Source organism: Methanolinea sp., from assembly GCA_016699325.1.
GTDB lineage: Archaea > Halobacteriota > Methanomicrobia > Methanomicrobiales > Methanospirillaceae > UBA9949.
The window spans coordinates 65,950-89,042 of the sequence record CP064971.1; the positions used below are offsets into that span (position 1 = coordinate 65,950).

Below are 23,093 nucleotides of genomic sequence, written 5' to 3' on the forward strand. Positions count from 1 at the left end.
GGAAGTGGGACCCGTGCATTTCCCCCCACTCACCAGGCAAGAGGTGTTCGCGCACCGGTGCGCCCTTCCACGGGCACTCCGGTAAAATGTATGTCCCTGGTGCAACTATCGCCGGGTGACCGGAAAATAACCGGTAGTCACCGCCCGGAACGTATGGTTTTCTCCCGCAGCCATGCCCAGTAATCTGCCCGGGGTTCCCCGGGGCGCAGCCTCCACTGCCAGTTCCCTTCAGTCGTCCCAGGAACGTTCATCCGTGCTTTGCTGCCAAGACAGAGGAGATCCTGGACCGGGATTACCACCAGCCATGCCGGGGATTCCAGGGCCAGTGTTATCATCTCCCGGGCAATCTCCGCGGAAGAGGGAACTTTCCCCAGCGCCGCAGCGATTCGCTCCAGTTGATCAGGTCTCACCTCTTCCTCGAACCACCCCCTCATCGTGTTGTTGTCATGGGTCCCGGTGTAGAGCACGGAATCTTCACCGATGGCCCCGAGGGCATGCGGGTTGTCGGGATCTCCATCAAACCCAAACTGCAGTACCCGCATCCCCGGGATTCCGAACATAGCCATAAGTTCCCTGACATCCGGTGTGATCGTTCCAAGGTCTTCGGCTATCAACGGGAGGGAAGGTAACCGGGCAGCCAGGTGGGAGAGGAGGGCCTGCCCGGGTGCCCGGACCCAGGACCCTTCACTGGCTGTCGCTGCGCCGGCGGGAATTTTCCAGAAGGCCTGGAGTCCCCGGAAATGATCGACCCTGAGGCAGTCAAAGAGCCGGAGCATGTGCTCCACGCGGTCCTTCCACCACGAAAATCCCTGTTTTTCGATCTCCTCCCACCGGTAGATCGGGTTGCCCCACCACTGCCCGGTACTGCTGAAATAGTCAGGCGGGACTCCGGCAACAGCAGTGGGCCGCCCCTCGCTATCAAGCCAGAAGAGGTCACGGTGAGACCAGACATCAGCGCTCTCGTATGCCGGGTAGAGGGGGAGGTCCCCGATAATCCGGATGCCGTGGATGCTGGCATGTTCGTGGAGGCTGTCCCACTGGGTGAAGGCGAGGTACTGGATGTACTCCTCTTCCCGGACAGCCTCCTCCAGTTCTCTTTGGACCCTCTCCAGCACGGCCGGTTCACGGTCCCGGATGCCCCGGGGCCATGCCGACCAATCCACACCGTTGTTGCGCGCAATTGCTGAAAAGAGGGCGTAGTCATCGAGCCATTCCTGGTTTTCTGCCCTGAAGCGTCCGAACCCGGAATCGTCCCGGCCGCAACGGTTCTCCCGTGCTGCAGCCCGGAGTAACTCCACCTTCAGGGGAGCTTCCCGGAAGAGGCCCGCCCCTTCCACACCAGCGGGCGGGAAGCTGCCGGGATGATCTCCACCGGTGATCCCGTCCTTTACCAGGAGCTCCGGGCTAATCAGGAGAGGGTTTAATGCAAAGAGGGATGTTGCGTGGTAGGGCGAATGCCGGTGCCCACTGTCGGTGGGGTGGAGTGGCAGCACCTGCCAGAAGGTCTGGCCTGCCTGGGAAAGTGAAGTGACAAACCGGTTTGCCGCTGGACCAAGGTCCCCTGTGCCGAAGCGGGAGCGAAGCGATGTGATGTGCAGGAGGAGCCCCGATGCTCTCTGCGAATACCTGCAGCAGGGCTCAGGGCTGTGGATGGCCGGCCCCTCCCGGAACGCAGACGCCAAGTGCCCTGCCGAGTGCCTGGAATGATCCCCACCATGCAACTGCTTCCTCTGCCCCTGCACGGGCGCCGGTCTCCCATTTAAGAGCAGGACCATCGCGGACTGAAATAAAGAGGTCCTGGAGATGCCATGCAGGATACGGTGCGCCAATGGTCCGGATCAGTGCAAGGGCTTCGGCCACCTGCTCCATCCGTTGCCGGTCTCCGGGGTGGCAAACCCAGTCTTCCATGAGCCGGGTGATGAGGGAGTTCGTGGATGGTTGCATCCCCTGAGTAGCGGTGATCCCCTGGTCTGAGAATGCTTCAGCAAGGCATCGCAGGTCATCCATGCTCGCTCCTGGCAGTGAGAGAGTCTCTTCCAGCCGGCAGGCAAGCACGTACCGTTCCAGGCGCACTATCCAGGGAGGGTAAAACCGCGGGTCTGGTTCCGGGTCTTCCAGGGAAAGGTGCTTCTCAAGGAGAACTCCCGCTGCTTTCTCAAAGGCCTTGCCGGCCCTGGAGAGGTGGGAGCGGGCAACGAGCCGCCGGCCGGCAGGGGGGAATTCTTCGATGGAGATACCCCGGGAGAAAAGAGTCATCAGCCGTTCTGCCGCAGCAGAATATCCTTTCTTCAGGAGGACCCCGAGGAGTTCCCCGGAGTGGTCTCCGGGAGGGGTTCCTGCAGGATCAAGGCCGAGCAGGGCACTGTCAGTGCCCGAGCTCATGAAACAGTACCTGATCGGCCTTCCCAGGAGCGAGAGGTCGTGCGTGGGTAAGAGCTCCCCGCAGGAGAGATATTCTCCGGAATAACCGTCTGCATGGATCACGTGTGCAGTCTTCCCCGTAGCTTCCATCAGCGCAATACAGGCCGCCTGGCCTTCAGGGAAGAGTACCCGGGGAAGGACACAATCGCGGTAGACTGCCCCCCCATCCGGAAATTGCGGGCGGTTCCCGGCTATCGCGGAGAGACGCTCCCTGAAAGCACCTTCAAGATCGACTCCGGTCTGTTCACGGGCGATCTGGATAGCACGTGCAGCAGAGCATAGGACCTGGATCGCTTCACGATCAGCGATGTCGTCAAAGAACCAGGCACAGCTGGTCTTCATGGACAGGTTCTGCCTGGCCATTTCAAGCAGCGCGAGCGCTTTATCCTGTTCTTCAGGCGAAAGAGACTCCTTTAGGTGGCTGTTGAAAAATCTGCGGACGGACTCGGCCGAAGGGTTTCTTAACAGATCGATGCACTCGTTTCTCGCCTCCCCGGGGTCACGGAAGAATACCCCTGCCTCCCGGGAGAAAATTTCTGCGAGGCGGAGAGAGAGTTCGTTGATGGCATCGAAAAGCGGCCCCCTCCATCCATGGTCCCACCCGGCATCCCTCCCTGACGCGCAGGGGCACCCCCTCCACCACCGGTCAATCCCATGGGGGCAGCTCCATGACGTGCGCTCGACAATTTCGACCTCCTGGTCGGGGGGGTGTCCCGCCAGGTACTCGCCATAGACGGTCAGGGTGCTGGGGGAAGCGGACTCGATACGATCAAGACACCACGCGAGAGCCATATCGCCGTAGGGGCGGTGATGGCCGTAGGTCTCTCCATCGGTTGCGATATGGACAAGCCCTCCTCCCGGGGACGCGGAGAGGAGTGACTCGTAGAACCTGTCACCGTTCTCGAGCAGGTCACCGAATGCCACCTGGGAGCTCAGGGTAGCATTGTGGAAGAATACCGTTATCTTGGCCTGATCCGGCAGGTGGCAGAGGTAAGGAGTGGCAGGGTCGATGCCGGTATCGCCTGGAGACTGCCCCCCGACCCTACGCCCCTGGTGGGGGGAGAGGACTGTGAACAGGATGCCATGGTCTGCGATTACTGAGAGCGTCTCTATGTCTACCGCCATCTCGGGGAGCCACATGCCTTCCGGGAACCTCCCGAACCGGTCTTCGAAGTCCCGGATCCCCCACCGGATCTCGGTCTCCTTGTCAGCACAGGAGAGCAGGGGCAGGATGACATGGTGAAAGGGATGGGCAAGGGCACTGCCATGGCCAGAAAACCGGCCCCGTGACCGGGCATCGGCGCGGAGGATATCTTCGTATACCGCCGGTCGTGCATGTTCGAGCCAGCGGAGCAGGGTCGGGCCAAAATCGTAACTTATCCGGGAGTAGTTGTTGGATACCACCCGGATGAGGCCTTCTCCGTCGAGGATCCGGGCTGCGGTATTGGGAAGGTAGCATTCATCGGTGATTCGTTCGTTCCAGTCATGCCAGGGTGCTGCGGAACGCTCCCGCCCTATAACCCCTGTCCAGGGATTTTCGCGGGGTGGCTGGTAGAAGTGTCCATGGATACAGATCTTTTTTCCCATATCATTCGTCCCCCCTGTGTTTCAGGAGAAGGAAGGCGAGCGGAGGGAGGGTAAATTCCGCAGAGAAGGGCCGGCCGTGGAACGGGACCGGGACCGTTGAGACCGATCCAAAGTTGCCCATCCCCGATCCGCAGTAATATTCTGAGTCGCTGTTGAGGATCTCTGTCCACACCCCCTCTGTTGGCAGGCCAATCCGATAGTCGTTCCTGGGGACCGGTGTGAAGTTGCAGATCGCAAGCAATGTGGTACCGGACCCCGGATCGCGCCTGATAAAGCTTAGTGCAACGTTGTGAGAGTCCCCGTAATCGATCCATTCGAAACCCCCCGGGAAAAAATCGGATACGTGGAGCGCGGCTTCTTCCCGATACACCCTGTTTAAGTCCCTGATCCAGTAACGGATCCCCCGGTGGGCCGGTATATCGAGGAGGTGCCACGGGAGGGCAGACTCATGGTCCCATTCCGACTGCTGCCCGAGTTCGCCTCCCATGAAGACCAGTTTCTTCCCGGGATGGGCAAACATGTAGCCGAAGAGCAGTCTCAGGTTGGCCATCTTCTGCCAGTCGTCCCCCGGCATCCTGGCATAGAGCGAGCCTTTTCCATGGACCACCTCGTCATGGGAGAGGCAGAGCACGAAGTTCTCGGAATAGGCATAGCAGAGTGAAAAGGTTAGCTCAGGGATATGGTACGACCTGTGCACGGCATCGCGGGAGAAGAACTGGAGGGTATCGTGCATCCACCCCATGTTCCATTTCAGCCCAAACCCGATTCCCCCTGAGTAGACGGGTCTTGTGACCATCGGCCAGGCGGTCGATTCCTCAGCGATGGTTTGAACGTCCGGGTAGTGGCCGTACACCGCTTCATTGAGGTTCTGGAGAAACGAGAGAGCTTCGAGGTTCTCTTTTCCCCCATACCTGTTGGGAGTCCACTCCCCGTCTTTCCGGGCATAATCGAGGTAGAGCATGGAGGCAACCCCGTCCACCCGCAGGCCGTCGACATGGTACATGTCCAGCCAGAAGAGGGCACTGCTGATCAGGAACGATTGTACCTCATACCGCCCGTAATTGAAGATGAGGCTCTTCCATTCAGGATGGAAACCCCGCTCGGCCGAGGCATGCTCATAGAGGTGTGTCCCATCGAAAAACCCGAGGCCGTGCTGGTCGGCAGGGAAGTGGGAGGGGACCCAGTCGAGAATGACTCCAATCCCGTGGCGGTGGAGGTAATCGATGAGGTACATGAAATCACCGGGACTGCCATACCTGCTGGTTGGGGCAAAGTATCCGGTGGTCTGGTAGCCCCATGATCCGTAGAACGGGTGCTCCATGACCGGGAGGAACTCCACGTGGGAGAACCCCATCTCGGAGAGATACCCGGCCAGCATGGGGGCCAGTTCACGGTAAGTGGGCATTCTCCCGCCGTCGGTTGGGACCAGCCGCCACGACCCGAGGTGCATTTCGTAAATCGAGATGGGGGCGGCGAGGTCTCCCGCGGCTTTTCGCTGTGCCATCCAGGCCTCGTCTTGCCACTCGAAGCGCGGCTGGGCGATGATGGACGCGGTCGCCGGCGGCACTTCCCAGGAAAAGGCAAACGGGTCGCCCCGGTCTGCCGCATGCCCGTTGTAGTGGGATACGATGTGGTACTTGTACCGCATCCCCTCGTATGCCCCGCCGACAAATCCTTCCCAGATGCCGGATTCGTCCCACCGTGCCTGCAGGTGGTCGCACGAGGGATCCCACCCATTGAAATCACCGATAACGCTGACCTGGCGGGCGTTCGGGCTCCATACGGAGAACCTTGTCCCGCGCTCCTTTTCAACCGTGAGCGGGTGGCTGCCCATCTTCCGGTAGAGACGATAATGCTTCCCCTGCCTGAAGAGATAAATGTCAAAGTCTGAAAGGAAAGGGGAGTCCTCACCCTGCACGGGTATCGCCATCTCCCTGCTCATCTTCCGCTCCCCCGGGGGCCGTCATCCGTGCCACTGATCACCCGTGTGTAGACCTTGTCCATCATCCTGCCGATCCTGGCCCAGTTGAACCGGGAAAGGACTTTCCGTTTCCCTGCAACACCCATGGCCCGTATCCTGACCGGGTCCTCGATGATGTAGCTGATACCCCAGGCAAGCGAATCTGCCCTGACCGGGACTTTGATGCCATCTACAAAGTCCTCGATGTTCTCGGCAAGGCCCCCGACATCGGTTGCCACGGCACATTTCTCGGCGCTCCATGCCTCGGTGAGCACCAGCCCGAAGGGCTCATTCCGGCTGGGGATGACGACCAGGTCGCAGGCATTCAGGAGCTGGAGGTATTCCTCATCGGGAATATAGCCTGTGAACTGGACAGGGAGCGCCCGGCATCGCTCCTCAAGATCACGCTTCATATCCCCTTTACCGGCAATGATAAACTGGACGTCCCAGCGGCGTTGCAGGACCTGGGGGATGGCATCTACCAGGAGGTCGGGGCCTTTCTGGTATACCAGCCGCCCGATAAATAGCACCAGAGGTGCGAGCGGATGGATGCCGTACCGTTTCTTTACCGAACCGGGGTCGAGCGGAAGGTAGTAGTGTTCAGGATAGATCCCGTTTGGGATCACGGTAATCCTGCGCTCGGGAATGCCGTAGAGCCACATGATCTCGGTCTCGGTATGCCTCGAGACCGTGACCACGTGCCGGGCCAGGTGGCCGCACCTCCATTCTCTGGCAGAAATAGCCTGAAACTCGGGCCAATCCCCGAAATTGCCACCGTTCCTCCCATATTCGGTGGAGTGGTAGCTCATCACTGTCCTCCGGTCCTGGAGCCTCTCGAGGGCGTCGCTGCAGTGCCAGTCGTGAAAGTGGATGATATCGAATGGGGGAGTGTCTGCATCGTGGAATTTCTGGAGAAGCTTCCTGCTCAGGTCCTGGCAGTAATCGATGATGGTGTCGCCTTCGGGCTGGCAGAAATGGTATGCCACGTTCCTGATGATCCGGTCCGGTCCCTCTCCCCTGGTGAAGAAGTGCACCTCGTGTTCTGTTCCAAGTACCTCGGCGAGGTGGGTGGCGGCAGGGGAGAGCCCCCCTTCGCGGACGGCATGCAGGGATTCCCAGCAGAACTGGGCTATCTTAAGAGGTCCCATAGCTCCTGGATCCGCTCCTGGACCAAGTGTGCCGCCTCGCTGCTCTGCGTGCACCGGGCAATTTTTCCGGCAAGCGTGTCGTCTCCCAGTACCCCGGAGATCCAGCGTGAGAAATCCATTCGCTCCTGGTGGTATTGGAACACTTCATCGGGTATGAACTCCAGGAACCGTGAGAATTCCTGAAGGCTGTGTGCCGAATACCCGGTAAAACGGAACCCGGAATGAAAATGGAAGGCTGTTTCGGGCGGCTGGCACTGGAGGGCCCGCGCCGCGGGCGGGGACCGGGTCTCATCCCGGCAGGCTTCTTCACAGCTGGCAAGCGCCCGGAGGTACGCAGAGAAATAATCGTATGCCTCCTGGCTGGTGGACCACATCGCGCCCCTCCCGCAGGACCCCGAGGCAAATGCCATGCGGGCGAAGTGATCGATACTCTGGAGCCGCCGCCAGGACTCCCTGTCGATGATCAGATCACGGGCATCTTCGAGGCACCAGAATGCCGATTGCTGGTGCATATTATGGATCCCGGTCAGTGCAGTGACAGTGCCGGGAGCGCACATGCCGAGCTCCTCGAGGTGCAGAACCTTCCGGGGGGGGTCCCCGATGACCGATGACGGGAGGACGGTAGCGACTCCATGGGAGTGCAGGGCTTGCGGCAGCCGGCAGATGAATTCCTCAAAGGACCGGGCCGTATCACCGGTCGTCGAAAAGACACCGGCATCAAGGCGGATGTGGATGCAGTCACCAGGGGTCTCTGCAACCCAGCGGGCGTACGTTTCCGCGGTAAGCGGAAAGCGGTCCCAGGTGTGATCATGGAACCGCTGGGCGATATCCTCGGAGAGGCGGCAGTTCCTTAAGAGGACGGGAAAGTTATGGCAGGAATAGACATAATTAGGGTTCATTGTTGAGAGGAGGTGATCGGACCCCTCTGTATAGAAGGCCAGGAACCCGAGGTCTCGGATCGGATCTATGAGGGCTGAATTGAACACGAACTCGTTTGCCTCGAAAACCCCAGGTCTCCTGCCGGACAGATCTTCGATCAGATCTGCGTGACGGCTGACCTGGAAAATGAACTCGCCGGGGTCGGGAAACAGCCCGGCAACGCTCCGGTAGTACGTCTGTCCGATGCTCTCGACAGATGGGTGCTGCAGGGTGTCAAGCAGGACAGCTGCCCGGTCGGTCTCCTCGGTTATGAGTTGCTCGATCACGGTCCCTGATACGCCAAGAGATACTGATTCGCCGGAGTCGAGCCAGCTGAATATACAGTCCATGGCCGGGAGTACTGCCCTGGACAGGTACTTCCCGAAGTCAGCCTTCTGCGATCGGGAGAAGATAATATCTTCTTCCCGGAAAACGTCTTCTCTTTGGGCCCTGGTCTCGACGAAGTACGGGTAGTGAATACTCAGTTCCAGGCAGAGCCGGCGGCAACCCGGTTCATTCATCGCATGTGATGAATACAAATCAGGAGTATTTAATTTATAGTGATTGGGTAAAAACTTGGGGGCGAATCCGTCCGATGCATCGCAGCACACATCGAGGACTGTTCCGCTTTTCGCGGTATCCAGGCAAGGGAATTGGAGAGATAAACGGGAACCCCGCCTCGGTGAAGGAAGCCGGTCCGGGATGAGGCACTTCCATCTCGTAACTCTTTATTTTATCTTATCAAACAAGGCCTGATCCGGGTCACTGCATCTTTTCCATGATATTTCGTGTGACCAGTCTCCAAAATCCAGCTCTTTATATCATCCACTGGTACGGGTCCTGCCTCACGAGCATGAGCAGGGCACGGTCGCATGGTTTGTCGCCTGTCCCGACAAAATTCGGGATCTCATCCCGCGTGGTAAGCTGATAGATGGGTAAGGCGTCGCCCTGGGTGCTTGTTAGGCGATGATCCCCGGGTACCTCTTCATTCTTCCTTCGAGGGAGACAGGCATGCACGAGAGCAGACCGGAAACATTCCCGGAATAAAAAAGGGACGGCCCTCCCCACCCGGACGATGGCGGGACCGGGCATGGACTCTCATTGTTCTGGCGGATTCTCCTCGGGTTTATGTTCCGGGGACAGGCTTTTTGGTCTCTTCTTCTTTCCCTTCCACCATCGGTATATGCCATACACCACGACACCGATGATGATCAGGGGGATGATCGAAATGAGGATGATGACCAGCCCCGCGGTGACAGCCAGGAACCCGGCAATACCTTTGTTTATCGCCGATACTAGGGAGAAGCCTTCCCGGCCGCCGACCGGTTCGGGCTCTTCGAGGGTCACGGTGATGGTGGCGTAGTCCACCCGGCTGTTGAGGTACCTGAGGCGCCCGTCGATCCGGTCCAGCTCGACCTGCACCCGCTCGATCTGGACCTGGACTTCGAGGATCTCGGAGACGTTCCCGGCTTTTTCCATGATCCGGGTGTACTGGGCAAGCTGATTGGCAAATGCCGTTCTTCTCGCCTGAAGGTCCACGTACTCCTCGGTCACGTCATCGGCGGAAAGCGATTCCGATTTGAGCGAACCCAGGGCCTTGATCTCGGCCATCGCGGCCTCGAACTCCCGGGCAGGGACCCTCATCGTGACAGTGGCATACAGGCGGTTCCCGTACACGGTGCTGGACGAGAGAGAGCCGACATACCCGCCGTGGGCAGCGGCGATGGCCCTGATCGGGTCAAGCGTCACGGTGACATTCTGCACCTCGAGGCGGATCTGGGAGGTCCTGATGATCATCTGGTCTGCGGCAAGATCCCCGGTGTTATCGAGCTCTGCATTCGGGACAAAGGCTCCCGGACCTCCCGGGTACCCTCCTGCCATTGGCGGAAGGTTGGTGTACCGCGTATCGGACTTTTCCACGAACGTGGTTTCGCCACCATCCCACTGGGTGGTAAGGCACCCGGCACCGAGCAGTGCCATGACGATGAGACTGCAGATGATAACGATGCGCCGGTTCATATCACACCATCTCCATCGGAGGTGATAAACAATTGCTAAACTGCGAAATCTTTCGTATCCATAATTCTGAAGAGAGCCGGGCAGGGGTGCATCTGTCACCCGGCCGGGCCAAGCAGCGCCAGCCGCCAGGTCAGCGAATAGTCCCGGGTGCCTACGGGGCAGGGGGAATAGTGAGTATGATATCCATCAACCAGGGAAGCGTGATGGAATACCGGTTCTGCCATGGCTTTCGTGATGGTAACCGACCCTATCAGCGATATGCCGTAGAAACCTTCATGGGGATGGTGTGATGTAATGGATGTCTGGTGAAAAGGAAATGCCAGGAAAAAATGAGCCTTCTGTGGCAAAGGTCATCGAGTTGATCGGCAGTTCGCCGAAAGGTTGGGAGGACGCGGCGCGGAATGCGGTGAAGGAGGCGTCCCTGACGGTCAGGAATATCAAAGGGGTATACCTGAAGGAATGTACCGCCAAGGTGAAAGACAACAAAATCGTTGAATATCGCTCCATCGTGAAGATCTCGTTTGTCGTGGAGAGGGAAGGCTGAAAGTGGAGGTAATGCGGAAGGAGTGAGTTCCAGAGGGTCCTCCGGAGCCCTTCCCTTACAAAGGTCATGCGAAAACGCCCCCGTCATTTCTTCCCGGGCAAACAGCCGGTTCCTGGGAACATACCGCGGTGGACCCTGGAAATCCGCTCTCCGGTACCATGGGTTACGGGGGGCCGATGCGGTTGTGCCTTTCATCCTCTCTGCAATCACCGATGACAGGGTTCTCCAGGGCGAGGCACTGGGAGGTCTCCCGGGTACGCCCGGCTGTGAGACCGGGGTAGGAAAGAAGTGGAAAGTGGATGATTCTCAAGGAACGCGAGGGGGGAGGTGTTGTGGCCATGGAAACCGGCTGGGCAGTGTTCCCTGGCCGGACCAGAGATGTTTTTTCAATTCCCGGGCGGGTCCCAAGCCGCCAGGGATTGTTTTGCGAACGCCAGCATGGCAACCTCCCCACGACCAGTGGCATGGGGTCACCTGGTGGACCCATAAGTCAGCACGCCGACCGGAATCTCCAAAACGGTCTCCCTAGTAACTATCCCTTTCTCTCCCTCAACATTCATAGGACGGCCGGTTGCGCCGCAGCCGGTCAGCCTGGAGCAATGAAAAGCCGCTTCATGTGGGAGACCCGCCTGAAAAAGAAGGATGGTGAGGTATCAGTGCGGCCATATTGGATCAGGGGAAGCACTTCACCTAAATCGACTTCTCCCACCCCTGGCCGAAGTCGATGAGCGGCCGGATCGCGGTGATCTCGAATCCCACGACAGCATACACCATCGCTGCCGCCTCCTCACCGGCTACCTTCGCCATCTGGGCCTTGAAGGTCTCGAGTGCCGGCCCGGACGTAGCGACGTTTTTTACCTTCAGGTAGACGCGGATCCCCTTCCAGTCCATGAACTCCTTTCCCGGCTCCACAATCATGAATACCGCATGCGGGTTCTCCTGGAGGTTTGACAGCGTGCGGTTCTCTCCAAGGCCCATGACAACGGTCTTCTCATCAGTCATGTGGGGGGAGCCGAAGACCGCGGAGTCCACGTTCCCGGCTTTATCAGCGGTGCTGAGCGTCCCGATCCTCGGTGACTTGTTGAAATACTCCATGAGTTTTGATGGCATGGAATCGTTCTCCTGTGGGATGATGCTTCGTTGGAGGGAAGTTAAAGGTTTGGGGGAGGTGGACTGCCCTCCCTGGAAAAAAGGGTGCCCGGGATAGAGGAGATAGGTATATGAACCCGGTCCGGGAATACACCTGCCAGAGGGAGTGCCACGGAAAATGCCGGAGAAAGAGAGCTGCGGGAGTGCCCTGGTTGATGAGGAACGTGCCAGGGAATTCGACGAGATCGCGACCACCGTGTTTGCTCCGATTTATCCTGTGCTCGCCGGGCAGGTGCTGGAGCGGACCGGGATCCGGGAGGGAATCGCGGTTGACGCAGGGTGCGGCCCGGCACTCCTGGCCATCGCTATTGCCCTGCAGTCCCGGCTGAGGGTCTATGCCCTTGACTCGTCACCGCCCATGCTCAGGGTAGCATCCGGGCATATCCGCAGTTCCGGCCTGGTCCGGCAGGTCGTCCCTGTCCTTGGCGATGTGCATGAACTCCCGTTTGAAGATGGGACCGTGGATCTTGTCGTCAGCCGGGGGTCATGGTTCTTCTGGAACGACCTTGCCGGTGCGTTTCAAGAGGTGCAGAGGGTGCTTTCGCCCCGGGGTTACGCATACATCGGAGGCGGGTTTGGCACAGTGCATCTGAAGGAGCAGGTTGCAACAGCGATGAAAAGCAGGTATCCCGAATGGGAAGAAGGGGTCAGGGAGCGTATGCGGAAGAACAACCCGGTCCGGGTCAGGGAAGAATTCGACAAGGCAGGGATCACGGCATTCCGCCTTATCGAGGACGAATCGGGGTTCTGGGCGATGTTCAGGAACGAGGGGTCTTCTTTATTCTTCCAGGATAAGAGCTGATGCGTTCCAGGAGGTGGTCCGGGGATAGCGATGACGGGGTGGTTCTTGGGTCCGGCCTTGAACGTGGGACTTTTTTCGGAGACATCCGGTCCATTTCGGAGAAACGGATAGCCGTCCTGCCTGGAAAACCGGCAGCACTGCGGGGTTCCTTTTATCAATTCCGGCATGAACCTAGTACACGATTCCCATGGACTTCGAGAAACTGGGCGCATTCTACCTGGGAAAAGAGTACAGCCTTGACGACCGCCGGCTGCTCGATCGGCTCGTGATGTACGATTCCCGCGACCTCACCACCCATGCAGTCTGTATCGGGATGACCGGGAGCGGAAAGACCGGGCTGTGCGTTGACCTGCTCGAAGAGGCGGCAATCGACGGTGTGCCGGCCATCATCATCGATCCAAAAGGTGATATCACCAACCGGCTGCTCATGTTCCCGGACCTTGCCCCGGAAGATTTCCTCCCGTGGATCAACCCCGATGATGCCCGGCGGAAGGGCATGTCCCCTGAAGCCTATGCAGCACACCAGGCAGAGTCCTGGAAGAACGGGCTTGCTTCCTGGGGCCAGGACGGGGCACGGATCAGGATGCTATGTGATGCCGTTGACCTGGCGGTCTACACGCCAGGAAGCGATGCCGGTATCCCGGTATCGGTCATCCAGTCCTTCTCTGCACCGGCCTTGAGCTGGGACACGGATGCCGAACTCCTCAGGGAGAAGATATCCGGCACGGTGACGGCACTGCTCGGCCTGATCAAAGTGGCCGCCGACCCGCTCAGCTCGCGTGAACACATCCTTCTCTCCTCCCTCTTCGAACACTTCTGGCGGCAGGGAAAGGATCTCGACCTGATCACGTTGATCCAGGCCATCCGGGACCCACCGTTCGCCCGGGTCGGGGCCTTTGACATCGAGACCTTTTTCCCGGCAAAAGAGCGCCTCCCCCTGGCCATGCGGCTGAACCACATCGTCGCCGCACCCGCCTTCCAGTCCTGGATGAACGGCCAGCCCCTGGAAATCCCCGGATTCCTCTCCACGAAGGAAGGGAAACCCCGCCACGCGATATTCTACCTTGCCCACCTGAATGACGACGAGCGGATGTTTTTTGTCACCCTCCTCCTCTACCAGTTACTATCCTGGGTCCGGTCCCAGACCGGGACGACCAGTCTGCGGGCACTGCTCTACATGGACGAGATCTTCGGGTTCTTCCCTCCCGTAGCAAACCCTCCGAGCAAAGAGCCTATGCTCACCCTTCTCAAGCAGGCCCGGGCCTTCGGCCTCGGCGTGGTGCTGACCACCCAGAACCCGGTCGACCTGGACTACAAGGGGCTCTCCAACACCGGCACCTGGTTCATCGGGCGGCTCCAGACCGTGCAGGACCGCAACAGGGTCCTCGATGGTCTTGAAGGTGCAGTCCAGGGAGGGGCCTTCTCACGGGCGGCGCTCTCCGAGATCCTCTCATCGCTGGACAACCGGGTATTCCTCCTGCACAACGTGCATGAGAGCGCACCGCTGATCTTCCAGACCCGGTGGGCGATGAGCTATCTCCGAGGGCCACTTTCCCGCGAGCAGGTCAGGGTCCTGATGAAGGACCAGAAACCGGACGCCGTCCGGAAACCGGCAGCAACCCCTCCGGTATCCCCGGCTGAACCAGCCGGTGATACGGCAAGCCTCCCCCCTGCGCTACCTCCGGATATCCTGCAGCGCTACCTGCCGGTCCGTGTCAGCCAGGAGAGTGCTGCGGCAGCTGCCCTGCATGGAAGGAGCGGGAAAGTCGAGCATGCCACCATCATCTATGAGCCGGCGGTAGCTGCTGCCGGGCGGGTCCACTACACCAGCCCGAAACTGGAGCAGGACGCGGTGCACGAATTCTCGCTCCTCGCACCGTTCACCCCAGATGGCGCGGTTGCCTGGGAGCGTGCCGTTGGCGGAATTCCCGGTGACCTGTCTGCAACTCCCTCCCCTGGTGCCCGGTTTTCCATACCGGCAGAGATCACCCGGGCCCTGAAAAAAGTCTCCACGATACAACAGAACCTGGTGGACTCGCTTGTGCGATCGCAGACCCTGAAACTTGCCACCAATCCTGCCGTGAAACTCGTATCAGGCCCCGGGGAACCGGAGAACGAGTTCCTCCTCCGGGTCCGCCTCGCCGCCCGGGAGCGGCGGGATGCCGAGGTCGATGCGCTGCGGAAACGGTACGAGGTAAAGATAGATACGCTCGAGGACCGGCTCAGGAAAGCCGGGATGACCGTTGAACGGAAACGGGCCGATGCCGACGCCCGGAAGCGGGAGGCGATGATCTCTGCCGGTGAATCGGTCATCGGGGTTCTCATGGGGAGAAAGAGCATACGGTCCGGGTCAGCGGCGGCCAGCAAGTACCGACAGAGCAGCTCTGCCGGGATGAGTGCACGGGAAGCAGAGGAGAATGCACGGGCACTTGAAAAGGAGATCAGGGGTCTGAAGGAAGAGTTTGAACGTGAGACCGCAGCCATAACCGCCCGCTGGGAGAATACCGTGAAGGAAACCGGTGAAATAATCGTGAAACCGAAGAAGACCGGTATCGATGTCACATCGTTCTTCCTCGCCTGGATCCCCAGGTGGCAGCTGGTCGTCAGTGACGGTGCCGGCCATACGTGGACCGAGCGGATCGATGCCTCCCGGTAATACGGGATCGAGTCCCGCGAGACCACTTTTTTTCCAGGATCGGGTATCCATGAGATTGGATCGCTACGGGAAAAGGTCTTTGAATCCCCGGCCCGAAGACAGGATCCAGAAATAATATCCGTGCATTCGAGCAGGGGTGAATGTTCAACGGTCTCCATTCCTGGGCAGGAGCGGGATGTTCACCCGGCAGAGCCTTCTCTGCAGGTTCCTGGTATCCCTGCCTGGGCGGGAGAAGGGTCTCCCATGGACCAGGATACCCTTCGGGTCCGGGTTCCGTGGCCATGCGCTCTATTCACTGATCCAATGCTACAAATAGGATGACAACCTCCATTGTCACAGACAGGAGGTAATTACTGATGGAAAACCTGTATTCGCTCCCCAAGCTCCCTTATGCCTACAATGCACTTGCACCGTACATCTCGGAAGACCAGCTCACCCTGCATCACACAAAGCACCACCAGGCCTATGTCAACGGGGCAAATGCCATCTTTGAGAGATGTGCGAAAGCAAGGAAGGAAAAGACGGATTTCGACGTCAAGGCAACGGCAAAGGAATTATCGTTTCATATCGGCGGAAACGCGCTTCACGGCCTATTCTGGCAGAACCTTGCGCCGGCTGGCACGGGCGGAGGTGGTATGCCGGCGGGGAGCCTGGCCTCGGCAATCGATGCCGGGTTCGGAGGATTCGATCGCTTTAAAAAAGAGTTTTCCACGGCAGCAAACAGTGTCGAAGGATCGGGCTGGGCCGCACTGGCGTACTGCACCCAGACAGGAAGGCTTCTGATAATGCAGATCGAAAAGCACAACCTGAACGTGTTTCCGGGGTACCCGATCCTCATGGTCCTCGATGTCTGGGAGCATGCTTACTACCTTGACTATAGAAACGACCGCGGTTCATTTGTCGAGGCGTTCTGGAACATCGTGAACTGGGATACTGTCGGAAAACGCCTGGCCGGCCTCAGGCATTAGCCAGGCCTTTTTTTCGGGGTCCGGTAATCTCCAGGCTGACCGGCCCCCCGCACCCTTGGATCGGATGGTCCGCTTCCCCAGGAGAAAATCAGGGTTTAGACTTCCTGGTGCAACCTGACCGAAGAAACCATGCAGGATGCCTCCACCGACAGGAATGTCGGGGATTATGTCGAATAATCCTGCTGCCCGCCATGCGGGGCCCAAGAGCTGATCGGGATGACAGTTCTTCGCGGTCCGGGAGCGCCTGCCCGCCACCGGGTGCTGGGATGGGAAAGCCAGTGCCCTGGGCGCCTCCCTCATCCCGCACGGTACGGTTGACCGGGATCAACAACCTCCAATACGATGAGGCCACACTCCTGGCTCCCGGTGATGACAGTCGTCCCGGTAAAGCCGGACCGGTATGCGGGAAAGCGAGCTATATATTCCCGACCCACGCAATCTTCTGTACCGAGCTGGTGGGCAATTGTACCGGCGCATCAAGAACAGGGTATACGAGATCGTTGACGTTGTCAGGGAAGGCGATACCGCAAGCATCGTATTCAATGGCTTTATCGTCGCCGTGATCGTCCTCAGCATCTTCGTCATCATGCTCGAGTCGATCCGGTCGGTATCGCTCGGGTTTGCTTATTTCTTCATCGTTTTCGAACTGATCTCCATCGGGATATTTACCATCGAGTACATCCTGCGGCTCTGGAGCTGCACCAGCAATCCAGCCTACGAACGACCCGCCACCGGAAGGCTCCGCTACGCCCTGACCCCGCTTGCCGTAATCGATCTGCTGGCAATCCTCCCGTTCTTCGTACCGTTCCTCCTCCCATTTGATTTACGCTTCATCAGGGTCATCAGGCTTGCCCGGATCTTCCGGCTGCTCAAGCTCGCCCGGTATTCGAGCGCCTTCCACCTGCTTGGCAGGGTAGTGAAGCGGGAAAAGGATGTCCTTGCGGTGATCATCTTCGTCATCACCATCCTCATCATCATCTCCTCGAGCCTGATGTACTACATAGAAAACCAGGCCCAGCCGGAAGCATTCTCAAGCATACCGGTCACAATGTGGTGGGCGGTTGAAACGCTCACCACCGTTGGATATGGGGATGTCTATCCGGTCACCTATGCCGGGAAGATCCTCGGGGCCCTTATCTCTTTCCTGGGAATCGGGCTGTTCGCGTTGCCTGCCGGTGTGCTGGCGGCAGGGTTTATCTCGGAACTGAAGGGTGAGGGAGACAACCAGTCCGCCGATTCGCCGGAGCACCAGCTCGAACTCCTGGAACGGCTGGCTCACCTGAAGGAAGCCGGCTTCCTAACCGATGAGGAGTTCAAGGTTGAGAAAGAACGGATCATCGGGCTTGCCCGGTAAGGCTTTCCCCGCTGCAGGGCATCTATGGTCGAGACCTGGTAGAGGATATCCCGGCCTGCCGTGGTATTTCCCCCCGACATGCCGCACAGTATAGCACCTGCAAGAATTGTGATGGCTGCGAGAGTGAATAAGAGGAATCTCTGTGGGCGATCCATGGTATTTCACCATCAACTCCAGGCGCTAAAAGGGTGGTGATCCCTTCTTATCACTCGGTCCGGTGCCCGCACGCGATGCTCTCATCAATGACGATGGAAATGGCGCCGGGTGGAAAATACCGGCCAGAAACGGCTGCTTTCCTGTATCCGCCTGTATCTGCGGTATCAAAATTCCGGTCCCCGGCCCATGAACCGGGATCCGCCACCCTTAACCTTTAAAGGCCGTGGACGGGATGATCCCATCCAGGGTATCTCTTCATCCCTCCTGTTTCGGGCCGGCCTGGGCCCTGAATGTAAAACAGACGAACCTGGGGGTTCATGGGTCCAACCGGCCACATGTTTTGATTATTTATCTCCCGTTCCAGAGGAAATAAGCAGGGGTGGAATCCGGACGGATTTTACCCCGGGAGGTTCATACAATGACAATCATGACACGGGAGCTCGTGGGCGCCCTGGCGTGCCGGACACGGGAAGTGCTCCTTGCCCGAAGAGCTCTCTATGCCGCTGCAACCATCCAGGTGGCATCGGTCATCATACTTCTTGCAGGCCTTGCGGTCATGCACCATGTGTATGTGACGTAAACCAGCGGGATTGGAGGCGATCTGATAAAAAGTGATCAAGTCCACCGGGGATGTACCTGGCAATACAGGAAGATGGACGAGAACCAAAACCGGCCCACCATGAAGATCCATCGTCGGATGGTTACATGGACCCTGCGAAGAGAGAATAATTTCTTCCAGGGTCCTCATCGCCGGATGGAGATATAAAAAAAATCCCCCGTGTTGTTTGTTTCCCTCAAGGGACTCATGAATTTCTCTCATACTTTGCAGAAGGCATCCTGCATCAGCAGTTGGACGGGGAGCACCCATCCCGCTTCAAGATGATCGGATCCTTCGGGTATCGAGGCTACCGCTGTGGCTTTTACTATCGATGCCATGCGGCTTCGTTTTTCCATCGGATGAAAGCTTGGCAGGCCCTGGTCAAAAGCAAGCGTGCCGAAGAAGAAGTCGGTCCATTCCGCCTCGCCTCCCACGAGGTCGGAAGCGAGCCGGGCTTTTATCATGGGCAACCCAGGGTCGGGGTGACCGGATAAAGCCCGCAGCCCGGGCAGGGCAATCTGGAGAAAGCCCACGACGTTTGACGGAGGTCCGCCGGGCAGCACGAATACTGGTTTTCCATTGAGCGTGCCAAACCCTGTTGCTTTTCCAGGCCCCATCCGGACATGGTGAAATACTTCCGTCCATCCCAGCCTTTCAAGAACCGAAGCGACCATGTCGTGGTCTCCTGTCCATGCTCCCCCGCTGGTTATCACGGCATCGGTTTCTGCAGACAACCGCTGAATGATACGGGCGATGGCATCAGGGTCATCGTTCACAAGAGCCAGCGAGGGTTTCATTTTGTATCTGAGGCACCATCCTGCCAGGGTTATGATGTTACTTGCATAGAGTTTCCCCTCGGCCAGTGGTTTCCCGGGCTCGACGATTTCATCTCCCGTGCCGACAATCCCGACAACAGGGTTCTGGTAGACCGGGACCGTCGTATGACCGGCCACCGCCAGCAGTCCTGCCATCAACGGCGATATCTGCTGGCCGGCCCGCAGAACGGATTTTCCACACGATATATCGCTGCCCTGGTGCAGGATATTGTTTGGTTTGGCACAGTTCTCGACCAGCACGTCATGGTCTCCGGGTTTGACAAATTCATCGGAGACTACGGCGGTAGCCCCGGTGGGGATCCGGGCACCGGTCAATACCCGGACCGCTGTTCCCGGAGTGACCTGAACGTCTTTTTTTCCTCCTGGCGAAAGAGTGCCCACGAGCCGCAGCCTGACAGGGTCGGTCCGGGTAGCATCGGCAACCTCATGAGCCATTACCGCATAGCCGTCTTTCCTGGAGGTGTCCTCCGATGGTGAATCCACCAGGGAAAAGAGAGGTGCCGCGGCAACCCGGTCGATGCTGTCGACAAGGCCAACTTTCTCGATGGGGAGCGGCCGTATGTTCTCCAGGGTCAGGCGCACTGCTTCTTTCAGGCCGATTGATATGCCGTTCATGCCAACCTCTGTCCCGGGGACGAAAATACCATCCCAGGGTAGACTTCTCCCTCTTCCCATTTAGCACCTGGGGTAGAAGCCTCTGTCCCGCTACCCATGATACCGTCTTTTCACCTGGACGCCCCGGTAATCTTCCCTTTTTGCATCCATCAAGTTAATACGGTACCGGTGAAAAGAAGGTGCCGGTGTGTATGCATCCTTGCACATGCTGCGGAAAGAACCCGGCTGCCCGACATATCGGGCTCTGTGGCTCCTGCATCCGGTCGATGGGGCTTTCCGGCCTCTTTGCCAGGCTCCATGAAGAGGTGCGTGAATCGTCCGGTCTTCCTCCATCCCCGCCCCGGACACAGGGTGGGCAGGCATGCCGGATCTGTGCCAATGAATGCGTCCTTGTCGAGGGGGAACGCGGGTTCTGCGGAGTGAGAACCAACCACGGGAACAGGATAACGGCAATTTTACCGATGGGAAGCGCCTTTGCCCATGCCTACCTCGACCCGCTGCCGACAAACTGCTGTGCCGCCTGGTTCTGCCCGGCGTCCCGCGAACCCGGGTACAACCTTGCCATATTCTTTTACGGCTGCAACTTCAACTGCCTGTTCTGCCAGAACTGGACCCACAAGCTTATCCCGGCAGCCCCGGTACTGACCGAAGATGATCTTTTCAGACTGGCGAGCGCCGAAGATGTCCGGTGTATCTGTTTTTTTGGCGGATCGCCGGAGCCCCAGTTCCCGTTTGCACTCCGCGTGGCGAGGCGTATTTCCCGTGCGTACGGCACGTCGAAACACATCTGCTGGGAGTGGAATGGCGCCGGCAACCCCAGGCTCGTGGATCTGGCCACCCGTCTCTCAATGGATACTGGGGGGACTGTAAAATTCGATCTCAAGGCGTTTCATCCGGCTCTTCACCGGGCGCTCTGCGGAACAGGGAATGAGCGCACGCTTGAAAACTTTGGCCGCGTCGCAGAGAGCACCCGGGGGACGGATACGCTCACCGCAACCACCCTGCTCGTACCTTACTACCTTGATGCCCGGGAAGTGGACGCGGTTGCCGGCTTCATTGCATCGCACGACGAGGATATCCCCTACTCGCTCCTGGTGTTCCACCCTGACTACCTGCTCACCGACCTCCCGGTCACCCCACGGCGGCAGGTTGAAGAATGTGGTGCTGCGGCCCGGAAGCACCTGGGCCGCGTCCATATCGGGAACCTGGGCCTGCTGGCCCGGGAGAATTCTCGGTAACAGCGAATGCCCGAAGGAGCTGTCCTCATTCCCTGATAACGGTTCCCTGGTTATGCCCTCTCCCACTATACAGATAGAAAGATATTTACGATCGTAAAGCTATATAGGGGTTGCCTCAGGGAAGAACACCGGGGATACGTGCAGTGGCCTGACCAGCGTGGAGATCAAAACGGCTGGACGATCTCCATTGCGCCAAAGAGGTCAGATACGCTGGGCCGAACAAATGTTCAAGAAGACCCGATGCAGCGGTGGAATGAATCAATCCATCCAAACGGCGTGATGATGGATTGGTGGGAAAGACATTCCTCACGACTGGGCCGGGCAGAGGTCTCAAGGAACATGATGCCGTGCTACCACCAATAATCCGGTCAAAACAGCGGAAGACCGGGGCATGGCAAAGAGGCGGTAGTGCGGGGCTGATCCTGTGTTCCAGCAAGTACCCCCTGGGGCCCCTTCCTCTGGACATTCGATCGAACAATATTATTTTCTATTCTTTCCAGTACCGCCCTGGGAATAGCTGCTTCTCTCGCCCCGGGAACGGGCACGACTGCCGTACGCCTCCGCGTTCTCGCACCGGTGAAACAGTGGGCTCTCCCAGGAAAGAGATGACCTGCGTTGTTCAACAGATCGTTCTCTTCTCTTCGAGCCCCTGTTTGCGCATGCTTTCGTTTTTTCGAGAAGAACATTCCCGAGAGCGCCCTATGTTCCAAGGGCCATTTCATACATCTGTTCAGGGAGCAGCGCGGTCATGGTCTCGGTGCTCACCGCACCACACTTGGCGATCTTGATTATTATCTGGGCGAGGATTTCCGGGGACGGTGCGTCAACAATGGTGACAAAGTCGTACCGGCCGAAGGTATAGTAATGGCTGATGGTCGTTCCTCCGGCCGCTTTGATGATCTGTTCTGCCTGCTGGTCACGCTTTTTTGCGTCCTTCATCTTCGCAATGGCCGTATCGGACAGCTTTCCCAGGATAATGAAGAGTGGCATAGTGAGCGGGTAGGTACAGAGGCTCATAAACATAGTGCTGGGCATGTTCCCCGTCATGCAACGGCCCGGGGAACCGGTCGCATCGGGCCTCTCTGGAGGGACAGGGGCTTTTCCCACCGTGCTGGTGTTCGCGGCGGGCGTCCATGCCCCCGGTTATACGGAGCCTGCCTTCAAAACAACTATCCTGACCCGAACTTCACCACGATGAAGATACCATAGGCAACCAGCATACCGATTGCCCAGAGCCGGGTCTGCACCCTGCCCCCGTAATAGAACCCGAAAATCCCTGCCGCAAACCCGGTCATCACCAGCGTGTCGGTGGATGCCTGGAGCGGAACGGTGGAAAAGCAGGAGTTCATCCCCAGGATGAACAGCAGGTTGAAGATGTTGCTTCCCACGATGTTTCCGATGGAGATGGCCGGGCTGTTCCTGACAGCGGCGACAACAGATGTGGCCAGTTCGGGAAGCGACGTCCCCACGGCGATGAGGGAGATGCCGATGACATAGGGCGGGATATGGAAGATTTCTGCCATGTCGATCGCCGCGGTGATGAGGAGATGGGAGCCGATGAGTACGGCCAGGAGGCCGATGCCGGTCCAAAGAACCGGGTGACGTATGACGGCGGGCCGGGAGGCGTTGTTCTCCCGGGAATTTTTCCTGATGAAGAGAAGGATCCCTGCGAAGAGGAGGAGGAAGAGAATCCCGCTCATCCAGTCAAGCACTCCCCGGAGCGATAGGACCGCGTAGAGCAGGGTTGCGGCAAGCATCAGGAGCGAGTCTTTCAGGAACCGGGGACGGAGTTCCCGGGCGGTCGCCAGGGACGGGCTGATAATGACGCAGAGGGCGAGGATGAGGCCGATGTTGGCGATGTTGCTCCCGACGATGTTGGCAAGACCGATCTCCGGGTTGCCGGTCAGGACTGCTTCGGTGGTGACCGTGAGTTCAGGCAGCGATGTCCCAAAAGCGATCACGGTGAGCCCGATGGTCCCCGGAGACACCCCCATCCGGAAGGCGAGGGTTTCGGCACCCCGGACGGCACCATCAGCACCGGCGACAAGGAGAAAGAGCCCGGCGGCAAAGAGGATGAGGGAAAAGAACATTCGTAATCTTCCACATTTGGCGCTGATGAAAAAA

Annotated in this window: 21 protein-coding genes; 7 read left to right on the plus strand and 14 right to left on the minus strand. The window is 58.7% G+C overall.

Going from position 1 to position 23,093, the window contains the following annotated elements:
- Positions 1-137 precede the first annotated feature (137 nt).
- The 7 genes from malQ to IPI71_00390 all read right to left on the minus strand — a co-directional run bounded on the left by malQ (position 138) and on the right by IPI71_00390 (position 10,053).
- Positions 138-1,682, minus strand: a complete 1,545-nt coding sequence (gene malQ, locus IPI71_00360; GenBank protein ID QQR72026.1) for a 4-alpha-glucanotransferase — start codon at positions 1,680-1,682, stop codon at positions 138-140.
- Positions 1,639-4,008 (minus strand): DUF3536 domain-containing protein, encoded by a 2,370-nt coding sequence (locus tag IPI71_00365; GenBank protein ID QQR71025.1) that lies wholly within the window; start codon positions 4,006-4,008, stop codon positions 1,639-1,641. The genes malQ and IPI71_00365 overlap by 44 nt, the downstream gene beginning before the upstream one ends.
- A 1-nt stretch (position 4,009) precedes the next feature.
- Positions 4,010-5,950, minus strand: a complete 1,941-nt coding sequence (gene glgB, locus IPI71_00370) for a 1,4-alpha-glucan branching protein GlgB (GenBank protein ID QQR71026.1) — start codon at positions 5,948-5,950, stop codon at positions 4,010-4,012.
- Entirely contained in the window at positions 5,947-7,116 is a 1,170-nt protein-coding gene (locus IPI71_00375) for a glycosyltransferase family 4 protein (protein ID QQR71027.1), read from the minus strand. Before IPI71_00375 ends, glgB begins: the two co-directional genes overlap by 4 nt.
- Positions 7,098-8,555 (minus strand): hypothetical protein, encoded by a 1,458-nt coding sequence (locus IPI71_00380; GenBank protein QQR71028.1) that lies wholly within the window; start codon positions 8,553-8,555, stop codon positions 7,098-7,100. The genes IPI71_00375 and IPI71_00380 overlap by 19 nt, the downstream gene beginning before the upstream one ends.
- Before the next feature lie 295 nt (positions 8,556-8,850).
- Positions 8,851-9,126 carry a hypothetical protein gene (locus tag IPI71_00385; GenBank protein QQR71029.1) on the minus strand — a complete coding sequence of 92 codons (276 nt, stop codon included), beginning with the start codon at positions 9,124-9,126 and terminating at the stop codon, positions 8,851-8,853.
- 6 nt (positions 9,127-9,132) lie between these two features.
- Positions 9,133-10,053, minus strand: coding sequence for a DUF4349 domain-containing protein (locus tag IPI71_00390; protein QQR71030.1), 921 nt, complete (start codon positions 10,051-10,053; stop codon positions 9,133-9,135).
- A gap of 316 nt (positions 10,054-10,369) precedes the next feature.
- Between IPI71_00390 and IPI71_00395 the strand changes: the two genes are divergently transcribed.
- Positions 10,370-10,597 (plus strand): dodecin domain-containing protein, encoded by a 228-nt coding sequence (locus tag IPI71_00395; protein ID QQR71031.1) that lies wholly within the window; start codon positions 10,370-10,372, stop codon positions 10,595-10,597.
- 163 nt (positions 10,598-10,760) lie between these two features.
- On the opposite strand, the gene IPI71_00400 is transcribed toward IPI71_00395, so the two are convergent.
- The gene (locus tag IPI71_00400) at positions 10,761-11,063 is read right to left on the minus strand and encodes a hypothetical protein (protein ID QQR71032.1); all 303 of its coding nucleotides are present in this window, start codon (positions 11,061-11,063) and stop codon (positions 10,761-10,763) included.
- A gap of 224 nt (positions 11,064-11,287) precedes the next feature.
- Complete coding sequence (locus IPI71_00405) at positions 11,288-11,707, minus strand: pyridoxamine 5'-phosphate oxidase family protein (GenBank protein ID QQR71033.1); 420 nt, start codon at positions 11,705-11,707, stop codon at positions 11,288-11,290.
- Positions 11,708-11,864: 157 nt separating this feature from the next.
- On the opposite strand from IPI71_00405, the gene IPI71_00410 reads away from it, so the two are divergent.
- The 3 genes from IPI71_00410 (at position 11,865) to IPI71_00420 (ending at position 16,172) form a co-directional block, all read left to right on the plus strand.
- On the plus strand, positions 11,865-12,548 hold the full coding sequence (locus tag IPI71_00410; protein ID QQR71034.1) for a class I SAM-dependent methyltransferase: 684 nt from the start codon (positions 11,865-11,867) through the stop codon (positions 12,546-12,548).
- 187 nt (positions 12,549-12,735) lie between these two features.
- Complete coding sequence (locus tag IPI71_00415; GenBank protein ID QQR71035.1) at positions 12,736-15,204, plus strand: type IV secretion system DNA-binding domain-containing protein; 2,469 nt, start codon at positions 12,736-12,738, stop codon at positions 15,202-15,204.
- A 356-nt stretch (positions 15,205-15,560) separates the two neighbouring features.
- Entirely contained in the window at positions 15,561-16,172 is a 612-nt protein-coding gene (locus tag IPI71_00420) for a superoxide dismutase (GenBank protein ID QQR71036.1), read from the plus strand.
- 296 nt (positions 16,173-16,468) lie between these two features.
- On the opposite strand, the gene IPI71_00425 is transcribed toward IPI71_00420, so the two are convergent.
- Positions 16,469-16,606 (minus strand): hypothetical protein, encoded by a 138-nt coding sequence (locus IPI71_00425; GenBank protein ID QQR72027.1) that lies wholly within the window; start codon positions 16,604-16,606, stop codon positions 16,469-16,471.
- Between IPI71_00425 and IPI71_00430 the strand changes: the two genes are divergently transcribed.
- Positions 16,573-17,526, plus strand: coding sequence for an ion transporter (locus IPI71_00430; protein ID QQR71037.1), 954 nt, complete (start codon positions 16,573-16,575; stop codon positions 17,524-17,526). The genes IPI71_00425 and IPI71_00430 overlap by 34 nt on opposite strands.
- 205 nt (positions 17,527-17,731) lie before the next feature.
- Here IPI71_00430 and IPI71_00435 read toward each other — a convergent pair whose 3' ends face one another.
- Entirely contained in the window at positions 17,732-17,887 is a 156-nt protein-coding gene (locus IPI71_00435; GenBank protein ID QQR71038.1) for a hypothetical protein, read from the minus strand.
- A 213-nt stretch (positions 17,888-18,100) separates the two neighbouring features.
- Between IPI71_00435 and IPI71_00440 the strand changes: the two genes are divergently transcribed.
- Entirely contained in the window at positions 18,101-18,262 is a 162-nt protein-coding gene (locus IPI71_00440; GenBank protein QQR71039.1) for a hypothetical protein, read from the plus strand.
- 236 nt (positions 18,263-18,498) lie between these two features.
- Here IPI71_00440 and IPI71_00445 read toward each other — a convergent pair whose 3' ends face one another.
- Positions 18,499-19,731, minus strand: a complete 1,233-nt coding sequence (locus IPI71_00445; protein ID QQR71040.1) for a molybdopterin molybdotransferase MoeA — start codon at positions 19,729-19,731, stop codon at positions 18,499-18,501.
- Between the two features lie 191 nt (positions 19,732-19,922).
- On the opposite strand from IPI71_00445, the gene IPI71_00450 reads away from it, so the two are divergent.
- Complete coding sequence (locus IPI71_00450) at positions 19,923-20,969, plus strand: radical SAM protein (GenBank protein ID QQR71041.1); 1,047 nt, start codon at positions 19,923-19,925, stop codon at positions 20,967-20,969.
- Between the two features lie 699 nt (positions 20,970-21,668).
- On the opposite strand, the gene IPI71_00455 is transcribed toward IPI71_00450, so the two are convergent.
- Entirely contained in the window at positions 21,669-21,959 is a 291-nt protein-coding gene (locus IPI71_00455; GenBank protein ID QQR71042.1) for a GYD domain-containing protein, read from the minus strand.
- Between the two features lie 179 nt (positions 21,960-22,138).
- Positions 22,139-23,059 (minus strand): calcium/sodium antiporter, encoded by a 921-nt coding sequence (locus IPI71_00460; protein ID QQR71043.1) that lies wholly within the window; start codon positions 23,057-23,059, stop codon positions 22,139-22,141.
- Between the last annotated feature and the right edge of the window lie 34 nt (positions 23,060-23,093).